15 protein-coding genes are annotated in these 12,699 nt (G+C 39.5%); 4 read left to right on the top strand and 11 right to left on the bottom strand.

The genetic code is table 11. The annotated features are described in order from the left end of the window. Positions 1 to 26: 26 nt before the first annotated feature. From AC0YOD_RS26855 to AC0YOD_RS26845, 3 genes are all read right to left on the bottom strand, one after another. Complete coding sequence (locus AC0YOD_RS26855; RefSeq protein WP_475802416.1) at positions 27 to 176, bottom strand: YjcZ family sporulation protein; 150 nt, start codon at positions 174 to 176, stop codon at positions 27 to 29. Positions 177 to 429: 253 nt separating this feature from the next. Continuing rightward, the gene (locus AC0YOD_RS26850) at positions 430 to 561 is read right to left on the bottom strand and encodes a sporulation protein YjcZ (RefSeq protein WP_475802415.1); all 132 of its coding nucleotides are present in this window, start codon (positions 559 to 561) and stop codon (positions 430 to 432) included. A gap of 113 nt (positions 562 to 674) precedes the next feature. After that, positions 675 to 848, bottom strand: a complete 174-nt coding sequence (locus tag AC0YOD_RS26845) for a hypothetical protein (RefSeq protein ID WP_475802414.1) — start codon at positions 846 to 848, stop codon at positions 675 to 677. Positions 849 to 1,319: 471 nt separating this feature from the next. Here AC0YOD_RS26845 and AC0YOD_RS26840 point away from each other — a divergent pair, with 471 nt between their 5' ends. Then, positions 1,320 to 1,538, top strand: coding sequence for a hypothetical protein (locus AC0YOD_RS26840; RefSeq protein ID WP_475802413.1), 219 nt, complete (start codon positions 1,320 to 1,322; stop codon positions 1,536 to 1,538). 125 nt (positions 1,539 to 1,663) lie between these two features. On the opposite strand, the gene AC0YOD_RS26835 is transcribed toward AC0YOD_RS26840, so the two are convergent. Together AC0YOD_RS26835 and AC0YOD_RS26830 are read right to left on the bottom strand one after the other, a co-directional pair. Next, the gene (locus AC0YOD_RS26835; protein WP_475802412.1) at positions 1,664 to 2,419 is read right to left on the bottom strand and encodes a (S)-benzoin forming benzil reductase; all 756 of its coding nucleotides are present in this window, start codon (positions 2,417 to 2,419) and stop codon (positions 1,664 to 1,666) included. A gap of 226 nt (positions 2,420 to 2,645) precedes the next feature. After that, entirely contained in the window at positions 2,646 to 2,894 is a 249-nt protein-coding gene (locus AC0YOD_RS26830) for a YolD-like family protein (protein ID WP_475802411.1), read from the bottom strand. A gap of 133 nt (positions 2,895 to 3,027) precedes the next feature. Between AC0YOD_RS26830 and AC0YOD_RS26825 the strand changes: the two genes are divergently transcribed. The 3 genes from AC0YOD_RS26825 to AC0YOD_RS26815 all read left to right on the top strand — a co-directional run bounded on the left by AC0YOD_RS26825 (position 3,028) and on the right by AC0YOD_RS26815 (position 4,635). Next, entirely contained in the window at positions 3,028 to 3,327 is a 300-nt protein-coding gene (locus AC0YOD_RS26825; RefSeq protein ID WP_475802410.1) for a hypothetical protein, read from the top strand. A gap of 91 nt (positions 3,328 to 3,418) precedes the next feature. Further along, positions 3,419 to 4,363, top strand: a complete 945-nt coding sequence (locus AC0YOD_RS26820; RefSeq protein ID WP_475802409.1) for an NAD(P)-dependent alcohol dehydrogenase — start codon at positions 3,419 to 3,421, stop codon at positions 4,361 to 4,363. 74 nt (positions 4,364 to 4,437) lie between these two features. Beyond that, positions 4,438 to 4,635, top strand: coding sequence for a hypothetical protein (locus AC0YOD_RS26815; protein ID WP_475802408.1), 198 nt, complete (start codon positions 4,438 to 4,440; stop codon positions 4,633 to 4,635). A gap of 424 nt (positions 4,636 to 5,059) precedes the next feature. Here AC0YOD_RS26815 and AC0YOD_RS26810 read toward each other — a convergent pair whose 3' ends face one another. The 6 genes from AC0YOD_RS26810 to AC0YOD_RS26785 all read right to left on the bottom strand — a co-directional run. Next, positions 5,060 to 5,380 (bottom strand): hypothetical protein, encoded by a 321-nt coding sequence (locus AC0YOD_RS26810; protein ID WP_475802407.1) that lies wholly within the window; start codon positions 5,378 to 5,380, stop codon positions 5,060 to 5,062. A gap of 215 nt (positions 5,381 to 5,595) precedes the next feature. Beyond that, the gene (locus AC0YOD_RS26805) at positions 5,596 to 6,906 is read right to left on the bottom strand and encodes a protoglobin domain-containing protein (RefSeq protein ID WP_475802406.1); all 1,311 of its coding nucleotides are present in this window, start codon (positions 6,904 to 6,906) and stop codon (positions 5,596 to 5,598) included. 322 nt (positions 6,907 to 7,228) lie between these two features. After that, positions 7,229 to 8,251, bottom strand: a complete 1,023-nt coding sequence (locus AC0YOD_RS26800) for a MerR family transcriptional regulator (RefSeq protein ID WP_475802405.1) — start codon at positions 8,249 to 8,251, stop codon at positions 7,229 to 7,231. Between the two features lie 176 nt (positions 8,252 to 8,427). After that, complete coding sequence (locus AC0YOD_RS26795) at positions 8,428 to 8,814, bottom strand: iron chaperone (RefSeq protein ID WP_475802404.1); 387 nt, start codon at positions 8,812 to 8,814, stop codon at positions 8,428 to 8,430. Positions 8,815 to 8,873: 59 nt separating this feature from the next. Further along, on the bottom strand, positions 8,874 to 9,524 hold the full coding sequence (locus AC0YOD_RS26790; RefSeq protein ID WP_475802403.1) for a Vat family streptogramin A O-acetyltransferase: 651 nt from the start codon (positions 9,522 to 9,524) through the stop codon (positions 8,874 to 8,876). A gap of 174 nt (positions 9,525 to 9,698) precedes the next feature. Next, positions 9,699 to 12,699 (bottom strand): InlB B-repeat-containing protein (locus AC0YOD_RS26785; RefSeq protein ID WP_475802402.1); only part of this gene is annotated, 3,001 nt, incomplete at its 5' end.

The raw sequence follows: 12,699 nt of genomic DNA, 5'->3' as shown, positions 1-12,699 counted from the left end.
GATTTACAAGTAAGCTTCGCTGATTACTACCAGCATGCACGAGAAATAATTACAAGTAGAATGAAAAGTACTAAAATTATTCCTAGGTTCGAAAATCCTCCGCCGCAGCTTGCACCTGCAACCGGGTAAGAAGGACCACAGTTTCCTGTACCGACACCTGCTACTCCATAGCTCATTTGTTCATCTCCTTTTTATTAAGGTACAGTATCCTATGAGTCAGGATGAAAATGGTATAGGCAATTGATTAAAATGTGCGCTTTACTCATCTTTTACACATAGTGAACGGTTGCAATCTATTCTTATCCAAGTGCTAGGCACGTCCATGTTGCGTTCATTTAAAATCCCCAAGGCTCAGGCACTTGGGGATTTTAGTATGCTTATATTTAGTGAAAACCGATTATACGGCAATCAAGTAAGTCTGCGTTTAGACTAACAACAAATAGAACGCGTGATAATGACTAGTAGAATGAATAGTACAAGAATAAACCCAATATTCGAGCATCCTCCGCCTAATACGGGTCCACAGTTGCCTGCACCTACGCCTGCTACTCCATAGCCCATTTTGTTCATCTCCTTTTTGTTAAGGTACAATATCCTATGAATTAGGACAGCAATTGTATGGGCTTTTGGGTAAATTCAGCAGATGCCTAAAGAGAGATCGAAGTCCCCCTATTCTATTTATCTTCATGCTCAATCGCTTTTATTTCCTTAGCCAGTTGATCCAGTGAATGATCGATCTTTTCCATCTTCTCCCCCATCGTTTGCAACACATACCGAATTAGAATAAAGCATAGTGTTACCGGAAAACCAACGTTAGTCACTAAAGATATAATGTCTGTTACTTGCATGAATGATCACCCCCTTCTTCTAACTCTTACTGTATAGGGCAATCTAAATCCAAATTTTACAACACCATCTTACAAATAAATGATACAATAAAAATAAGAACAAGTGTTCTCATTTTGGTTGTGATTCTCTGCTATGAGTTTCCCTATATATATAGAGGCACTATTAAGGGGGGAGAGATTTTTGGAGATACAGCAGAGCATTTATGAACGATATAAGAGAGAGATTTATCGCATTGGATGGCGATTACAATACCATGCCAAAACAATTAAGCAACGAGAATGTCGATTCTATGATAATGAAATAGCTGAAACTGGCTTCACAACCTCTTCTGAAAATAAAATTATGGTTCAGCAGCTCATAGATACATTACCGCCATGCGGAAAGTCCATTCTTTATAAACTATATATCCTAGATCAGACAGAGTCTGAAGTCGCTCGTCAACTAAACATAAGCCAACAGGCGGTGAACAAATGGAAACAAAAGATGATAAAAGAACTATCTCAGACAGTGAATTCCTAGCATTACTGCATGCTGCAAAAGAAAATGATACGGCGTCCATGCTGCAACTTATTGAGCTGTTTAAAGGTGATATTCATAGACTTAGCCATTCGATCCATATGCCGAAAGAAGATGCAGTGTCCCAAATCGTATTAGAGTTTCTAGAATTCATTAAGAGCAGTGAGGATTAAGCCTTCTATTTGATTGAAAATAGCATAAGAAAAAACGCTCCTAAATTCGGGAACGTTTAATTCTTAAGTGTTTTTTTCACCAAGCAAGAAAGAATGAAATCAGAGAAAGATATTATAAAAAATGATTAGAAAGCTTTTGAATAGTCATAAATATCAACAATAGTTCCGTGCTCAAAATTATCCTTAAATAGATATTCTATAATTTGTGCAGCTGTTTCCCCCGTGGTTGTGAGCATCCCTTTCTCTTTGGCTATGTTGAATAATTCAGCAGCAGGGAATGAGTTCTTGTTCTGGTTCCTTGCTTCTTCCTGTAAACCGGTATCAATCATTCCTGGCCAAATAGAAACAATTTTCACCGGCGATGTTATGTTAGTATTCTGCTCTAGTCCTACGCACTGTGTAAATACATCTAGTCCAGCTTTAGCTGCAGAATATAAGCTCATTCCTGGTTGAAGATTTTTTGCTGATGCAGAGGAAATGTTTAATATTCTCTTTTCAGCATTCATTTCGCTTGTATGTCGAATAAAAAGCGATGTTAAAATAATCGGAGCCAGTAAATTAAGAGTAATATTGTTAGTTATTTCGTTTGCATTACCTATCTCAATAAATGACAGGGGAGAAACAACAGCTGCATTATTGATAAGATAAATTCCCTCAATAGAAGACTTATCAATGGAATTAAAAATATCCTCCATCAACTTTTCAATACGATCTACATGGTTTAAGTCGAATTCAAAATATTTAATATTATTGCTTTTATTTAATAAACTATTGTTTCTTTCTCGCGAGATACAAAACAAATAATGATCATTTGAAATCAACTGCTCTGAAATAGCTTCGCCCAGACCTCTAGACGTTCCTGTTATAATGAAATACTTCATAATCGTTCTACCTCCAAAATTATTTTTGGTATCAGATACTAGTATCTGATACCAACATAACTATATTGCTAGATAATGTCAAATTGCACTCGTAATTTCCTACATCATCCCATTAATTTATCAAAGCTAATACGAACAAAAAAAAGGCCGCTTCCCTCTCATTAAACTGAAAGGTGAAACGGCCTAATTTTTATCACAATAAATCTATGCTGCAATTGCTGCTTATTTAACGAGGATTGTCTACTTTCATAATATCCAGAAAAGGAATCTTCGTGATGTTCCCCATATATTCAACATGCACTTTTTTGGTTCGCGAGTCCAGCTCTGTGATTACACCTCGAACCTGCTCTTCTGCTGCCCATATGGTTAACAAAAGCTCGGCTCCTTCTTGCTTGGCTTCCACCAGCCTCTCGCCCAGCTCTTCAAGCTCAAATTCATCTCTTGTTGGACGTTTTGGTCCCTTTGCCTTAGCCATGTCCTTCCCCTCCTACCGTAAAGCTCTATTATAGCATGTCAGTATGAGCGTATGTGAAGTCCTGCCTCGCATAAAGAAGTTATTTATAGTAGAATGAACACAAAGCTACACTAAATCATTATGAGGTGTTCGAATGGCCATTAGTTTTACTTCTTCTATTATCACTCGGTTAAACAAAGAAATTGCCGAGCTTCAAACACAGAGCAGCAACGAGAAAAGAAAGAAAGAAAAAGCGCTAGCTAAAATCAAACAGCTGCAAAAAGACAGTAAAATAAGTAAATCGCATACTGATTTAAGCAGTAAAATGACGCAAATCAAAAAGCTAACGGACGATGTAGCTAGAATCACTAAACTTCAAACTGATTTGGCCAAGCAGCTGGATCAAAAAAGTGCTCAACTGAAGCAGCAAAGCGCAGCTCAAAAAAATATATAACATCAAGAGACCACTCACAAGCTAAACGTGAATGGTCTTTTTTTCGCATCAGCATCGTATTCATTATTGACCAATAAGGAGTTGAACGGATATGAAAGCTGCAGTTATCGAAAAATTTGGCAGACCCGATGTGTTCCAAATTCAAAACGTCTCAGAACCAACACCACAAGCTAATGAAATCAAAGTTCAGGTATCGGCTTCCTCCGTCAATCCGATTGACTGTAAAACCCGTTCGGGAAGTATCGCCTTCCTATCAGGATGGAAATTCCCACGTATTCTCGGTTCTGACTTCTCAGGTCTGGTGATTGCATGTGGATCAGAGGTCAAGCATCTAAAACCTGGAGATGAAGTATTTGGTTTCTCGCCAGGCGCTTCAAAAGCAGGGGCTTATGGAGAATTCATTTGCTGCGATGCCTCAAGGGCGGCAGTTAAACCAGCGAATTTGCAGGCTCAGCAAGCAGCTGCTATTCCATTAGCAGGACTCACTGCTTACCAGTCTCTTTACCGAGAAGGAAGAATGCAAGCTGGAATGCGTATTCTAATCACAGGAGCAACAGGAGGAGTCGGCCATTTTGCCGTACAAATAGCGAAATCAGCTGGCTGCCATGTTACCGGCGTTTGCCATTCTAGAAACAAAGAGCTCGCCATACAGCTAGGCTGCGATGAGGTCATACCATACGATGAAATAGATTTTAGAAGAAATGATCAGAAGTATGATCTTATCTTCGACTCCGTTGCCAAGTATGGATACAGGAGCTGCAAAGCCATCTTACATGCAAAGGGGACTTATGTTTCCACGATTCCTTATCCCGCCGTAATGGTCATGCACCTCCTCTCATCCTTTTCCAAGGGGCGAAGGGGACGCTTTATATCCGTTAACGCAAACACAGCCGATTTAGAAAGATTAGCCCAATTGGTAGATGCGGGAACACTCACTCCATATATTGAACAAGTATTTCAGCTTGCTGATATTTCCAAAGCCCATACCCTTAGCGAAACTGAAAAGACACGGGGCAAGATCATTATTGAAATATAAGTGAACTCATTCCTCTATTCTCTGAATGCCCAATAAAGCTTGAGAAATAATCTACTAAATGAGGTGTTTACAAAATGAAGCTAATTAAAAGTTTTTTTCTAGTCGTGATGAGTTTGGTTGCAGAACTGTGGACGGGTTATTTAAGCGTAAGTCCCCAGTTTTATGATAAGCACTCTTCTACAAAAACAAAAACCGGTTATGTTTTCTTTGTAGCACTTGCCGCATTGGCAACGATCGGAGTCGCCACTTGGTTATATGTAAAGCGTTATTGAGTTTTCGCGGGAAATACTTAGATTTATTCTCCGCTTTGACGAAGAAATTCTGCAACGCTTTGATTACCTTGCTTCATTGCGATTGAATATGCTGTATTCCCCCCCCATCCTTAGCGTCTGTATCAGCTCCGTGTAGTATTAAATCTCTACATGATCTGTATGAAATGCAGCCGTTTGCAGAGGAGTCTGACCGTCACTGTCCAATATATTTGTACCGGTATTATATGTAAAAAGCGTTTATATGACTTCCACATTACGCTTCCCCACAATCGCAGCATGTAATGCCGTATTAGATGGAATAAAGGAAATTTTAGAATGAGACACCGCATCAATGTCAGTCCTTTATTCATATGTATAATCCCTTGAGAAAACCTCCATCGTAAAATGGAGGAGCTTCATCTATCCGTATAAGATTTGCGTTTCCTTAAAAGAATAAAAGCTGGAGTACTCCAAGCACTACCGAAGCAGTCACCAATATTTTCGCTGCATTCACCCTTTGCATGTATTTCAAAACCACTCCAATGACGGATAATAGACCGAAAAAAGCCGCCACGATTTGCGGAATAATCAAGTTGCTCGGAAGGGAAGTCATATTCAAATAACTGATAAGAATACCCAACGCTACTGTGACTGCAAATATAAAATGATTTGCTTTTGTTTCTTTTACTACATACAGCAATACTATACAAATAATACTAGCAATAGCGATTATAATAAAAAATATCAATAATAAGCCTAATGCCATTGTGTATCCCTCCCTCAATCCTATTTATATCATTCCTTATACTTACCTAATTTAAAAGGTTATGAATCTTTTACTACCACATCCACATTCGTATTAGCGAACTGACTTCTTATTGATTTTCAAATATTCAAGCACACTTAGCTAAAAAAAAGAACAACTGGACGCATGTAGCGAACCGCTGTTCTTTCTTTTGTTAGCGTGCATCATTCCCAAATTTAGAAATTGTGAGTGACCGTATTTAAATCTTCGGCAGAACTGGCAACCTTAATAGTCGCCGAGCCGACCTCTTCGATTACTTTTATTAAAGCGCCTAGTTCTGTTTCTACCGTGCTAATTTCACCCAGACTGCTTTCAAGAGACAGTAGTATTTGGTTAAACGTTGCTCGTGTTTGCTCCGATTCTTTCTGCCCTAATAGCACTTGTAGCTTGACCTCTTCAATGGATTGCACAACCTCTTGCGTGTGCGAGCTGGAAAACTTCATGAATTCATTGATCTGCTTTACAGCCTTGCCAATATCCTCCGACAGCTTCTTCATTTCTCCTGCCACAACAGCAAAGCCAGCACCATGCTGACCAGATCTGGCGGCCTCGATGCCGGCATTTAGCGATAGCAGCTTCGTCTGACCCGAAATATGAAGCACATTTTGAACGATTGTAGTAATTTGTTCAGATGACTGTATTAACTTTTCTACAGAATTGCCCATATGTAAGGAACGGTCATGAATAGCTGTAATTCTTCTTTCGAGCTCTTCCATCTTCTCTGTTCCCATAACAGCCAATATTCGAGAGCTCTGTGCTAAATCCATACTGTGAAGAAATGATTGATTGACGTGACTGCTGCTGACAATCAGCTGTTCTGTTGAAGCACTAGTCTGTTCTGTAAGCGCAGCAAGTTCCTGACTAACCAGTCCTATGCTTTGCTTCACTTCTTCACGAACCTGCTTATTGTAACGCTCCTTCTGCTCTTGATTTTTCTTGTCATAGGCTTCAATTACAAGCTGCTGCTCGAAATTAAGCAATTTGGTAATGATTCTTCCGTAAAATAAGCTCTGCTGCGTGTCCTTTGAATTCCGATATAGGATGTCCAAAAAAATATCCTGTAAATTCTGAAAACTTCCGATATACCATTTCGGCTCCAGACCGATCCGCTGATGCACATCAGCTATTTGCAAGCGTTTCTGAATATACTCGCTGTCAATACGGCCGCTGAACAGTTCAATGATATGACCTTTTAATGTATTTTTGAGACGATCAAGTGTGCTATGCTCCGTTATCATCTGTTTAAGGTGTGTTACTTCAATGATCTTAGCGTAAAAAGCATCGATAATCTCGTCGATATTTGCCATAATCAACGGTTGTATAGAGTGAATAAGCTGCAAATCCTCTACGGATAGATTTATCATCTTAAGCTGTTCATTCAATTGATGATTGTTCACTTCAATAGAAGCATCCTTAATCTGGACATCAATCATCCCGCTTGATGGTATCGGTGGATGAGGGTTTGATTTTCCGAACCATCTCGTCATGTACATACACTCCTTTTTAAGTAACGTGTTTCGATCCCCTCCGCAATGACCCGAAGGATAGATGCCGATTCATCAATGAACCTCTTTATAACACATAAACAAACCTACTGTGGAATTCCAACCGCTATTATTAGGTATGACTTTCTCACTAAGTCTAAATAGGGCATTTATACCTGACTATACCTCAGATAGAAATATAAAAATATGACATTTATCACTTTTACTGATAGATATATACATGGGGATGAATTCCAGAAATCGATATATCAACAAAAAAAGAGTCCTCTACGAGACACAGAGAACTCCTTTTTCGCTGCCTATTTTATTCCCATACAATATCATGATTTAACTGTTTAGATATTCCAATGGCTTCCGATCGTGATTTCGCTGGTGCTGATATAACTAAATCAGTTGTAGATTTTTGATCACTATTAAGCGGTTCATAAACCCAGATCGTTAGCTTCTCAAAATTATCAGACATCCATATTGAACCTAATGATTCATGAATAGGCATACCATCTTTAACGGTAATATAGGTTAATCCTCCCCAACCATTTCGTATCGATTTATAAAACATAATATTAGCCAGCTCATATGTTTTCGTATATTCAAAGTTATCAACCACAAATGATCCAACGAATTTAGGTTCAGAAAATAATCTTTTGAAGAGCTTGCCCTTAATCGCAATAGTCGTATTCTCGGAATAGGTTTCATCATCTATTCGATATTGAACAGCAGGGTATTCTTTATTTATGGTCCGCGGTATTCCAGATATGGCTACTACAATACCAAATAATACAGCCAAACAAATCAATACGATCAAACCTTTTAGCAACGGACTAGTATAACGACTTACCTTATTTCTAATTCTTTGAGCAACCAAGAAATCAAGATAAGCTGATTCCTTCTCCTCTTTGGTTTCACTGTCGAACTTCGAGAAATTAGGTTGAATATCGAAACTTGGCAAAGGATAATGAATGGAGACATTGGATAGCTTCTCAACAAGCTGAGCAGCACTTGAAATTTCATCGGATTGAATATTCTCAATTGCTTTTATAATATCATTTTTCTTTGTTACTCTTTGAGAGAGATCATGATGATGTCTAAGCAAGACATTTCTAATTTCATGGGGGAAATCCTGTATCTCAATAATGTCATCAATACCGAATTCCAATTTCCTTAACTCAGCAATAATTAACAATTGTGTGATATTCTCTTCAGAGTAATATTGATAATTTCTTCCATTTATCACTTCGGACTTTGGAACAACGAGCTGCCTTTCAACATAGTAGCGGATCGTTCTCTCCGTAAGATTCGTTCGTTTGCATACTTCCTTAATTTTCATCCCACCATCTCCTTATGCCAAAACCGTAGCATCATACGTAGGGTAAGTGTCAATCCTATTTTTATTATAAACCAAAATCTTGCATATATTTGAAAAACAACGTAGCGTAAGACAACAAAAAAACGGCATCTCTGCCGTTCGTCTGAGTCGTATACAACATACAATATAGTTAGCAATCATTTTTTCTTCGATTTAGCTTCTGCTTTTTTGATATTTTCAGCTATTCTAAATGTAACGATTCTGTTTATTAATTCATAAGGGAGTGGCTTTTCAATTGGAAACTGTACCGATCCTTTTGCGCCCTTATATTCCGATAATTCAGCTTTAAAAGCTTCAACTCCGCTAGCTCCTGGATAGAAACCGATATGCTTTTTATAAGCAGCGAAATACACCAAATTTCCATGCAATACAAATGCAGGCATTTGATAGCTTATCTTTTCTTTGGCATCCGGTGCCGCTTCCCTGATGACTCGTCTTAATGTTCTAAGTATTTCTTGAACTTCAGCAGGAAATGTTGCAATATAATCATCTACTGATTCAAACGTGGCTTTGTTCCCTTCCATGACTTTCTCCTTCCATATTCATCTGAAAAAGATAATTTCATTTATTACTTATTTATTACTTATTTATCATTCAAAAGCTTCTTTAACGAATCCGTGTCATTAATCGAAACTAATTGTTCAAGGTTCTTACCTATTTTCTCCTCATCCCAGTTCCACCATTGAAGCTCCAGCAGTAATGAAATCATTTCATCACTGAAACGCTTCTTAATAACATGTGCAGGATTACCGCCAACTATTGTATAGGGCTCAACGTTTTTTACTACCGTTGAATTTGAAGCAACAATTGCACCATCCCCTATTTTCACACCGGGCATTATGGTAACATGCTGTCCTAGCCATACATCATTGCCAATCAAAGTATCCCCTTTGAAAGGCAACTGTTCTAGCGTTGGAGTGACCTTTTCCCAGCCTCCAGCAAAAATATTGAAAGGATATGTTGTTAAACCATCCATACGATGATTTGCGCCATTCATTATAAAAGTAACCCCTTCAGCCAAGGCGCAGAACTTACCGATAATCAGCTTGTCACCTAAAAAATCATAATGATGCTGAATACTCGCATAGAAATTTTCTGGTGAAGTTGAATTATCGCTGTAATATGTATAATCGCCAATTTCAACGTTCGATCTACTTGGCAGGTTTTTAATGTAACAAACTGTTTTTATATTTTCATTTGGGTAAAGCTTATTTTTATCAGGAGCTTTCGTCATACTTACACTTCCTCTCTAATACGGAGCATATCCTTACCCTATCGTAATTCACTACTCCTATCTCTGTAAAGATACACAAATATAACACTCAACGATCTCAATATAAAAGAGGCTATTCCTCCAAGCAATTAATAAATTGCTTAAAGGATAGCCCCTTTGCAGATAAGAATAAGCTTAAATTAAATCAGATTTTTGCAGAAGTCTCTGAATAATGGTCGCAACTTCTGCTCTTGTAATATTTGCTTTAGGAGCAAGCTGCGTTTTATTTCTTCCAGAAACGATCCCTGCTTGCAAGCAATCAGCGATGTTTTTCTTCGCCCATTCTGAAGCGTTTTTCGCATCTGCGTATGGACTTAAAAATTCATCTGCTTCTTTGACAGGTAGTTTTGCTTTTAGAGCCGTAATTTTCATTGCTTTTGCAATAATCGTCATTGCCTGTTCTCTCGTAATCTTATCCGTTGGCCGGAAGGTACCGTCAGCATATCCGTCGATGAGATTATACGAGTATGCAGTTTGAATAGCTGTGCTGTACCAAGCCGTATTCTTCACATCTGTGAATTGCGAATCAGCCTTTTCAAGCTTAAGTCCGAGTCCTCGAACAATAATGGCTGCAAATTCGGCACGCGTAATATCTTGATCAGGATTGAACATGTCATTACCTGTACCGCTTATAACCAGCCTTGATCCCATTTCGTTGACCGTATCCTTCGCCCAGTGCCCAGCTAGATCCTTGAATACAACCGGGTGGTACATGATAGCGTAAGTACTGTTCGTCAAGCTATTTACGACTGCAAAGTACTTGCCGTCAATCATCACTATTTTAGTAGGTACATGACGTACCGTTCCATCCGGTTCAACAACAATACCCGTAGTGATTTTTTTAGGATCGACACCATCTGGGATAGCTATTTTACGTTCAACATACTCATTAAAACTCGATATGATAATCGTTTTATCTCCATACGTAGCTCTTATTGTAAATTCAATTGGCGGAGCCATAAGAGTGAATTCACCTTTAGCTGCTGCGTTTTCGACAATCTTAACAGACTCTGTTGATGGTGCTATTTCAATTTGAATTTTAACATCTTGGAGATTTACATCCTTGCCGAATTGATTCCATAATGCTTGGATATCTATCTGATCTGCTGGAATGGTATAGATCGCATTCACAGTCTTGATTTGGATTATTGCTTCCTTCTGCTCCATATTTTTGACCATTTCACCATTCATTTGTCCGACTACTACATCTGATTTCGTATTAACCGGAATAATAATTAGTGCATTCTGGCCTGCAGCCGAAAGGCGATCATCGAGCTTCTTCGGATCCAGTACAACAGTTGTAACTAGCTGATTATTCACTTCCGTTGTTGTTGCTGTACCCGCATTTTCCACTTTTCCATTGACGATGACTTCAACCTCTGTCGTTGGAGGAGTGGAAGGAATACTGCTAATTATCGTCCATTTTGCAAACAATGTTGTGGCTCCCAGAACTTTGTCTGCAGCAAAGCTCCACTCATTCATCAGACCGGATTCTTTATACCAGCCGCCGAAGTTGTAACCAGCCTTGGTTGGTGCGATTGGTGCTGGAATTATAGTATTGTAGATGGCATTCACATTCGCTACTGCACTGCCTCCATCTACATCAAAGCTTACAGCGTAGTTAATTGGTGTCCACTTCGCATAAAGAATCGTTGCACCTTGAACTTTATCTGTTGCAAAGTCCCATACATTCGTTAGAGCAGATTCCTTATACCAGCCGCCAAAGGTGTAATGGGCTTTCGTTGGCTCTGTTGGCGCTATGATTGCCGTGTTGTAATCAGCATTCACATTCGCTGCCGCACTGCCTCCATCTGTGTCAAAGCTTACTGCGTAGTTAATGGGTGTCCACTTCGCATATAGGATCGTTGCTTCCTGAACTTTGTCTGTGGCAAAGTTCCATGTATTCAACAGCCCTGATTCTTTATACCACCCACCAAAGGTGTAATGGGCTTTTGTTGGCGCGATCGGTGCAGCAATCACTGTATTATAGTCTGCTCCTACATTCGCTACCGCACTGCCTCCATCTGTGTCAAAGCTGACAGCATAGTTATTGATCGTCCACTTCGCATATAACGTTGCATCGCTTAAAACCTTATCCGTTGCAAAATTCCATGCATTCGATAGAGTCGATTCCTTATACCAGCCGCCGAAGGTGTAATGCGATTTCGTTGGCGCTGTTGGCACAGCAATCACGGTGTCGTAGTCTGCGTTCACATTCGCAACTGCACTTCCTCCGTCTACATCAAAGCTTACTGCATAGTTAATGGGTGTCCACTTCGCATAAAGAATCATTGCATCTTGAATCTTATCCGTTGCAAAATTCCATTCATTCGTTTGGGCTGATTCCTTGTACCAGCCGCCAAAGGTGTAATGGGCTTTCGTTGGCTCTGTTGGTGCTATGATTGCTGTGTTGTAATCAGCATTCACATTCGCTACCGCACTGCCTCCGTCTACGTCAAAGGTGACGCTATAGTTATTAATCGTCCACTTCGCATATAATTGCGTATCGCCTAGCACCTTGTCTGTCGTAAAGTTCCATGCATTCGTCAGACTTGATTCCTTGTACCAACCACTAAACGTATAATGCGCTTTCGTTGGTACAGTAGGTACAGCAATCATCATATTGTAGTCTGCATTCACTTTTGCGACTGTGCTGCCTCCATTTACGTCAAAGCTGACCTCATAGGTAATTGGAGTCCACTTCGCATAAAGAATCGTATCTTTCTGAACTTTGTCAGTGGCAAAATTCCATGCATTTGCCAAACCGGATTCCTTGTACCAGCCACCAAACGTATAATGGACTTTGATTGGCGCTGTTGGTGCTGTAATCAACGTATCGTAGTCTGCATTTACATTCGCTACCGCACTGCCTCCATCTGTATCAAAGCTTACTGCGTAGTTAATTGGTGTCCACTTCGCATAAAGGATCGTTGCTCCCTGAACTTTATCTGTTGCAAAGTCCCATACATTCGTTAGGCCAGATTCCTTATACCAGCCACCAAAGGTGTAATGGGCTTTTGTTGGTGCGATCGGTGCAGCAATCACTGTATTATAGTCTGCGCCCACATTCGCTACCGCACTGCCTCCATCTGTGTCAAAGCTTACTGCGTAGTTAATTGGTGTCCACTTCGCATAA

The organism is Paenibacillus sp. J31P13, from assembly GCF_056269295.1.
Note: the sequence above shows the minus strand (reverse complement) of the source record. Positions and strands in the feature narration are given on the sequence as shown.

Excerpts from the sequence above, each read along its gene's own strand:
- AC0YOD_RS26805 (WP_475802406.1), bottom strand. The coding sequence starts at position 6,906 with ATGACGAGATGGTTCGGAAAATCAAACCCTCATCCACCGATACCATCA.
- AC0YOD_RS26835 (WP_475802412.1), bottom strand. The coding sequence starts at position 2,419 with ATGAAGTATTTCATTATAACAGGAACGTCTAGAGGTCTGGGCGAAGCT.
- AC0YOD_RS26840 (WP_475802413.1), top strand. The coding sequence starts at position 1,320 with ATGGAAACAAAAGATGATAAAAGAACTATCTCAGACAGTGAATTCCTA.
- AC0YOD_RS26830 (WP_475802411.1), bottom strand. The coding sequence starts at position 2,894 with ATGGCTAAGGCAAAGGGACCAAAACGTCCAACAAGAGATGAATTTGAG.
- AC0YOD_RS26795 (WP_475802404.1), bottom strand. The coding sequence starts at position 8,814 with ATGGAAGGGAACAAAGCCACGTTTGAATCAGTAGATGATTATATTGCA.
- AC0YOD_RS26855 (WP_475802416.1), bottom strand. The coding sequence starts at position 176 with ATGAGCTATGGAGTAGCAGGTGTCGGTACAGGAAACTGTGGTCCTTCT.
- AC0YOD_RS26845 (WP_475802414.1), bottom strand. The coding sequence starts at position 848 with ATGCAAGTAACAGACATTATATCTTTAGTGACTAACGTTGGTTTTCCG.
- AC0YOD_RS26815 (WP_475802408.1), top strand. The coding sequence starts at position 4,438 with ATGAAGCTAATTAAAAGTTTTTTTCTAGTCGTGATGAGTTTGGTTGCA.
- AC0YOD_RS26800 (WP_475802405.1), bottom strand. The coding sequence starts at position 8,251 with ATGAAAATTAAGGAAGTATGCAAACGAACGAATCTTACGGAGAGAACG.
- AC0YOD_RS26820 (WP_475802409.1), top strand. The coding sequence starts at position 3,419 with ATGAAAGCTGCAGTTATCGAAAAATTTGGCAGACCCGATGTGTTCCAA.
- AC0YOD_RS26810 (WP_475802407.1), bottom strand. The coding sequence starts at position 5,380 with ATGGCATTAGGCTTATTATTGATATTTTTTATTATAATCGCTATTGCT.
- AC0YOD_RS26790 (WP_475802403.1), bottom strand. The coding sequence starts at position 9,524 with ATGACGAAAGCTCCTGATAAAAATAAGCTTTACCCAAATGAAAATATA.
- AC0YOD_RS26850 (WP_475802415.1), bottom strand. The coding sequence starts at position 561 with ATGGGCTATGGAGTAGCAGGCGTAGGTGCAGGCAACTGTGGACCCGTA.
- AC0YOD_RS26825 (WP_475802410.1), top strand. The coding sequence starts at position 3,028 with ATGGCCATTAGTTTTACTTCTTCTATTATCACTCGGTTAAACAAAGAA.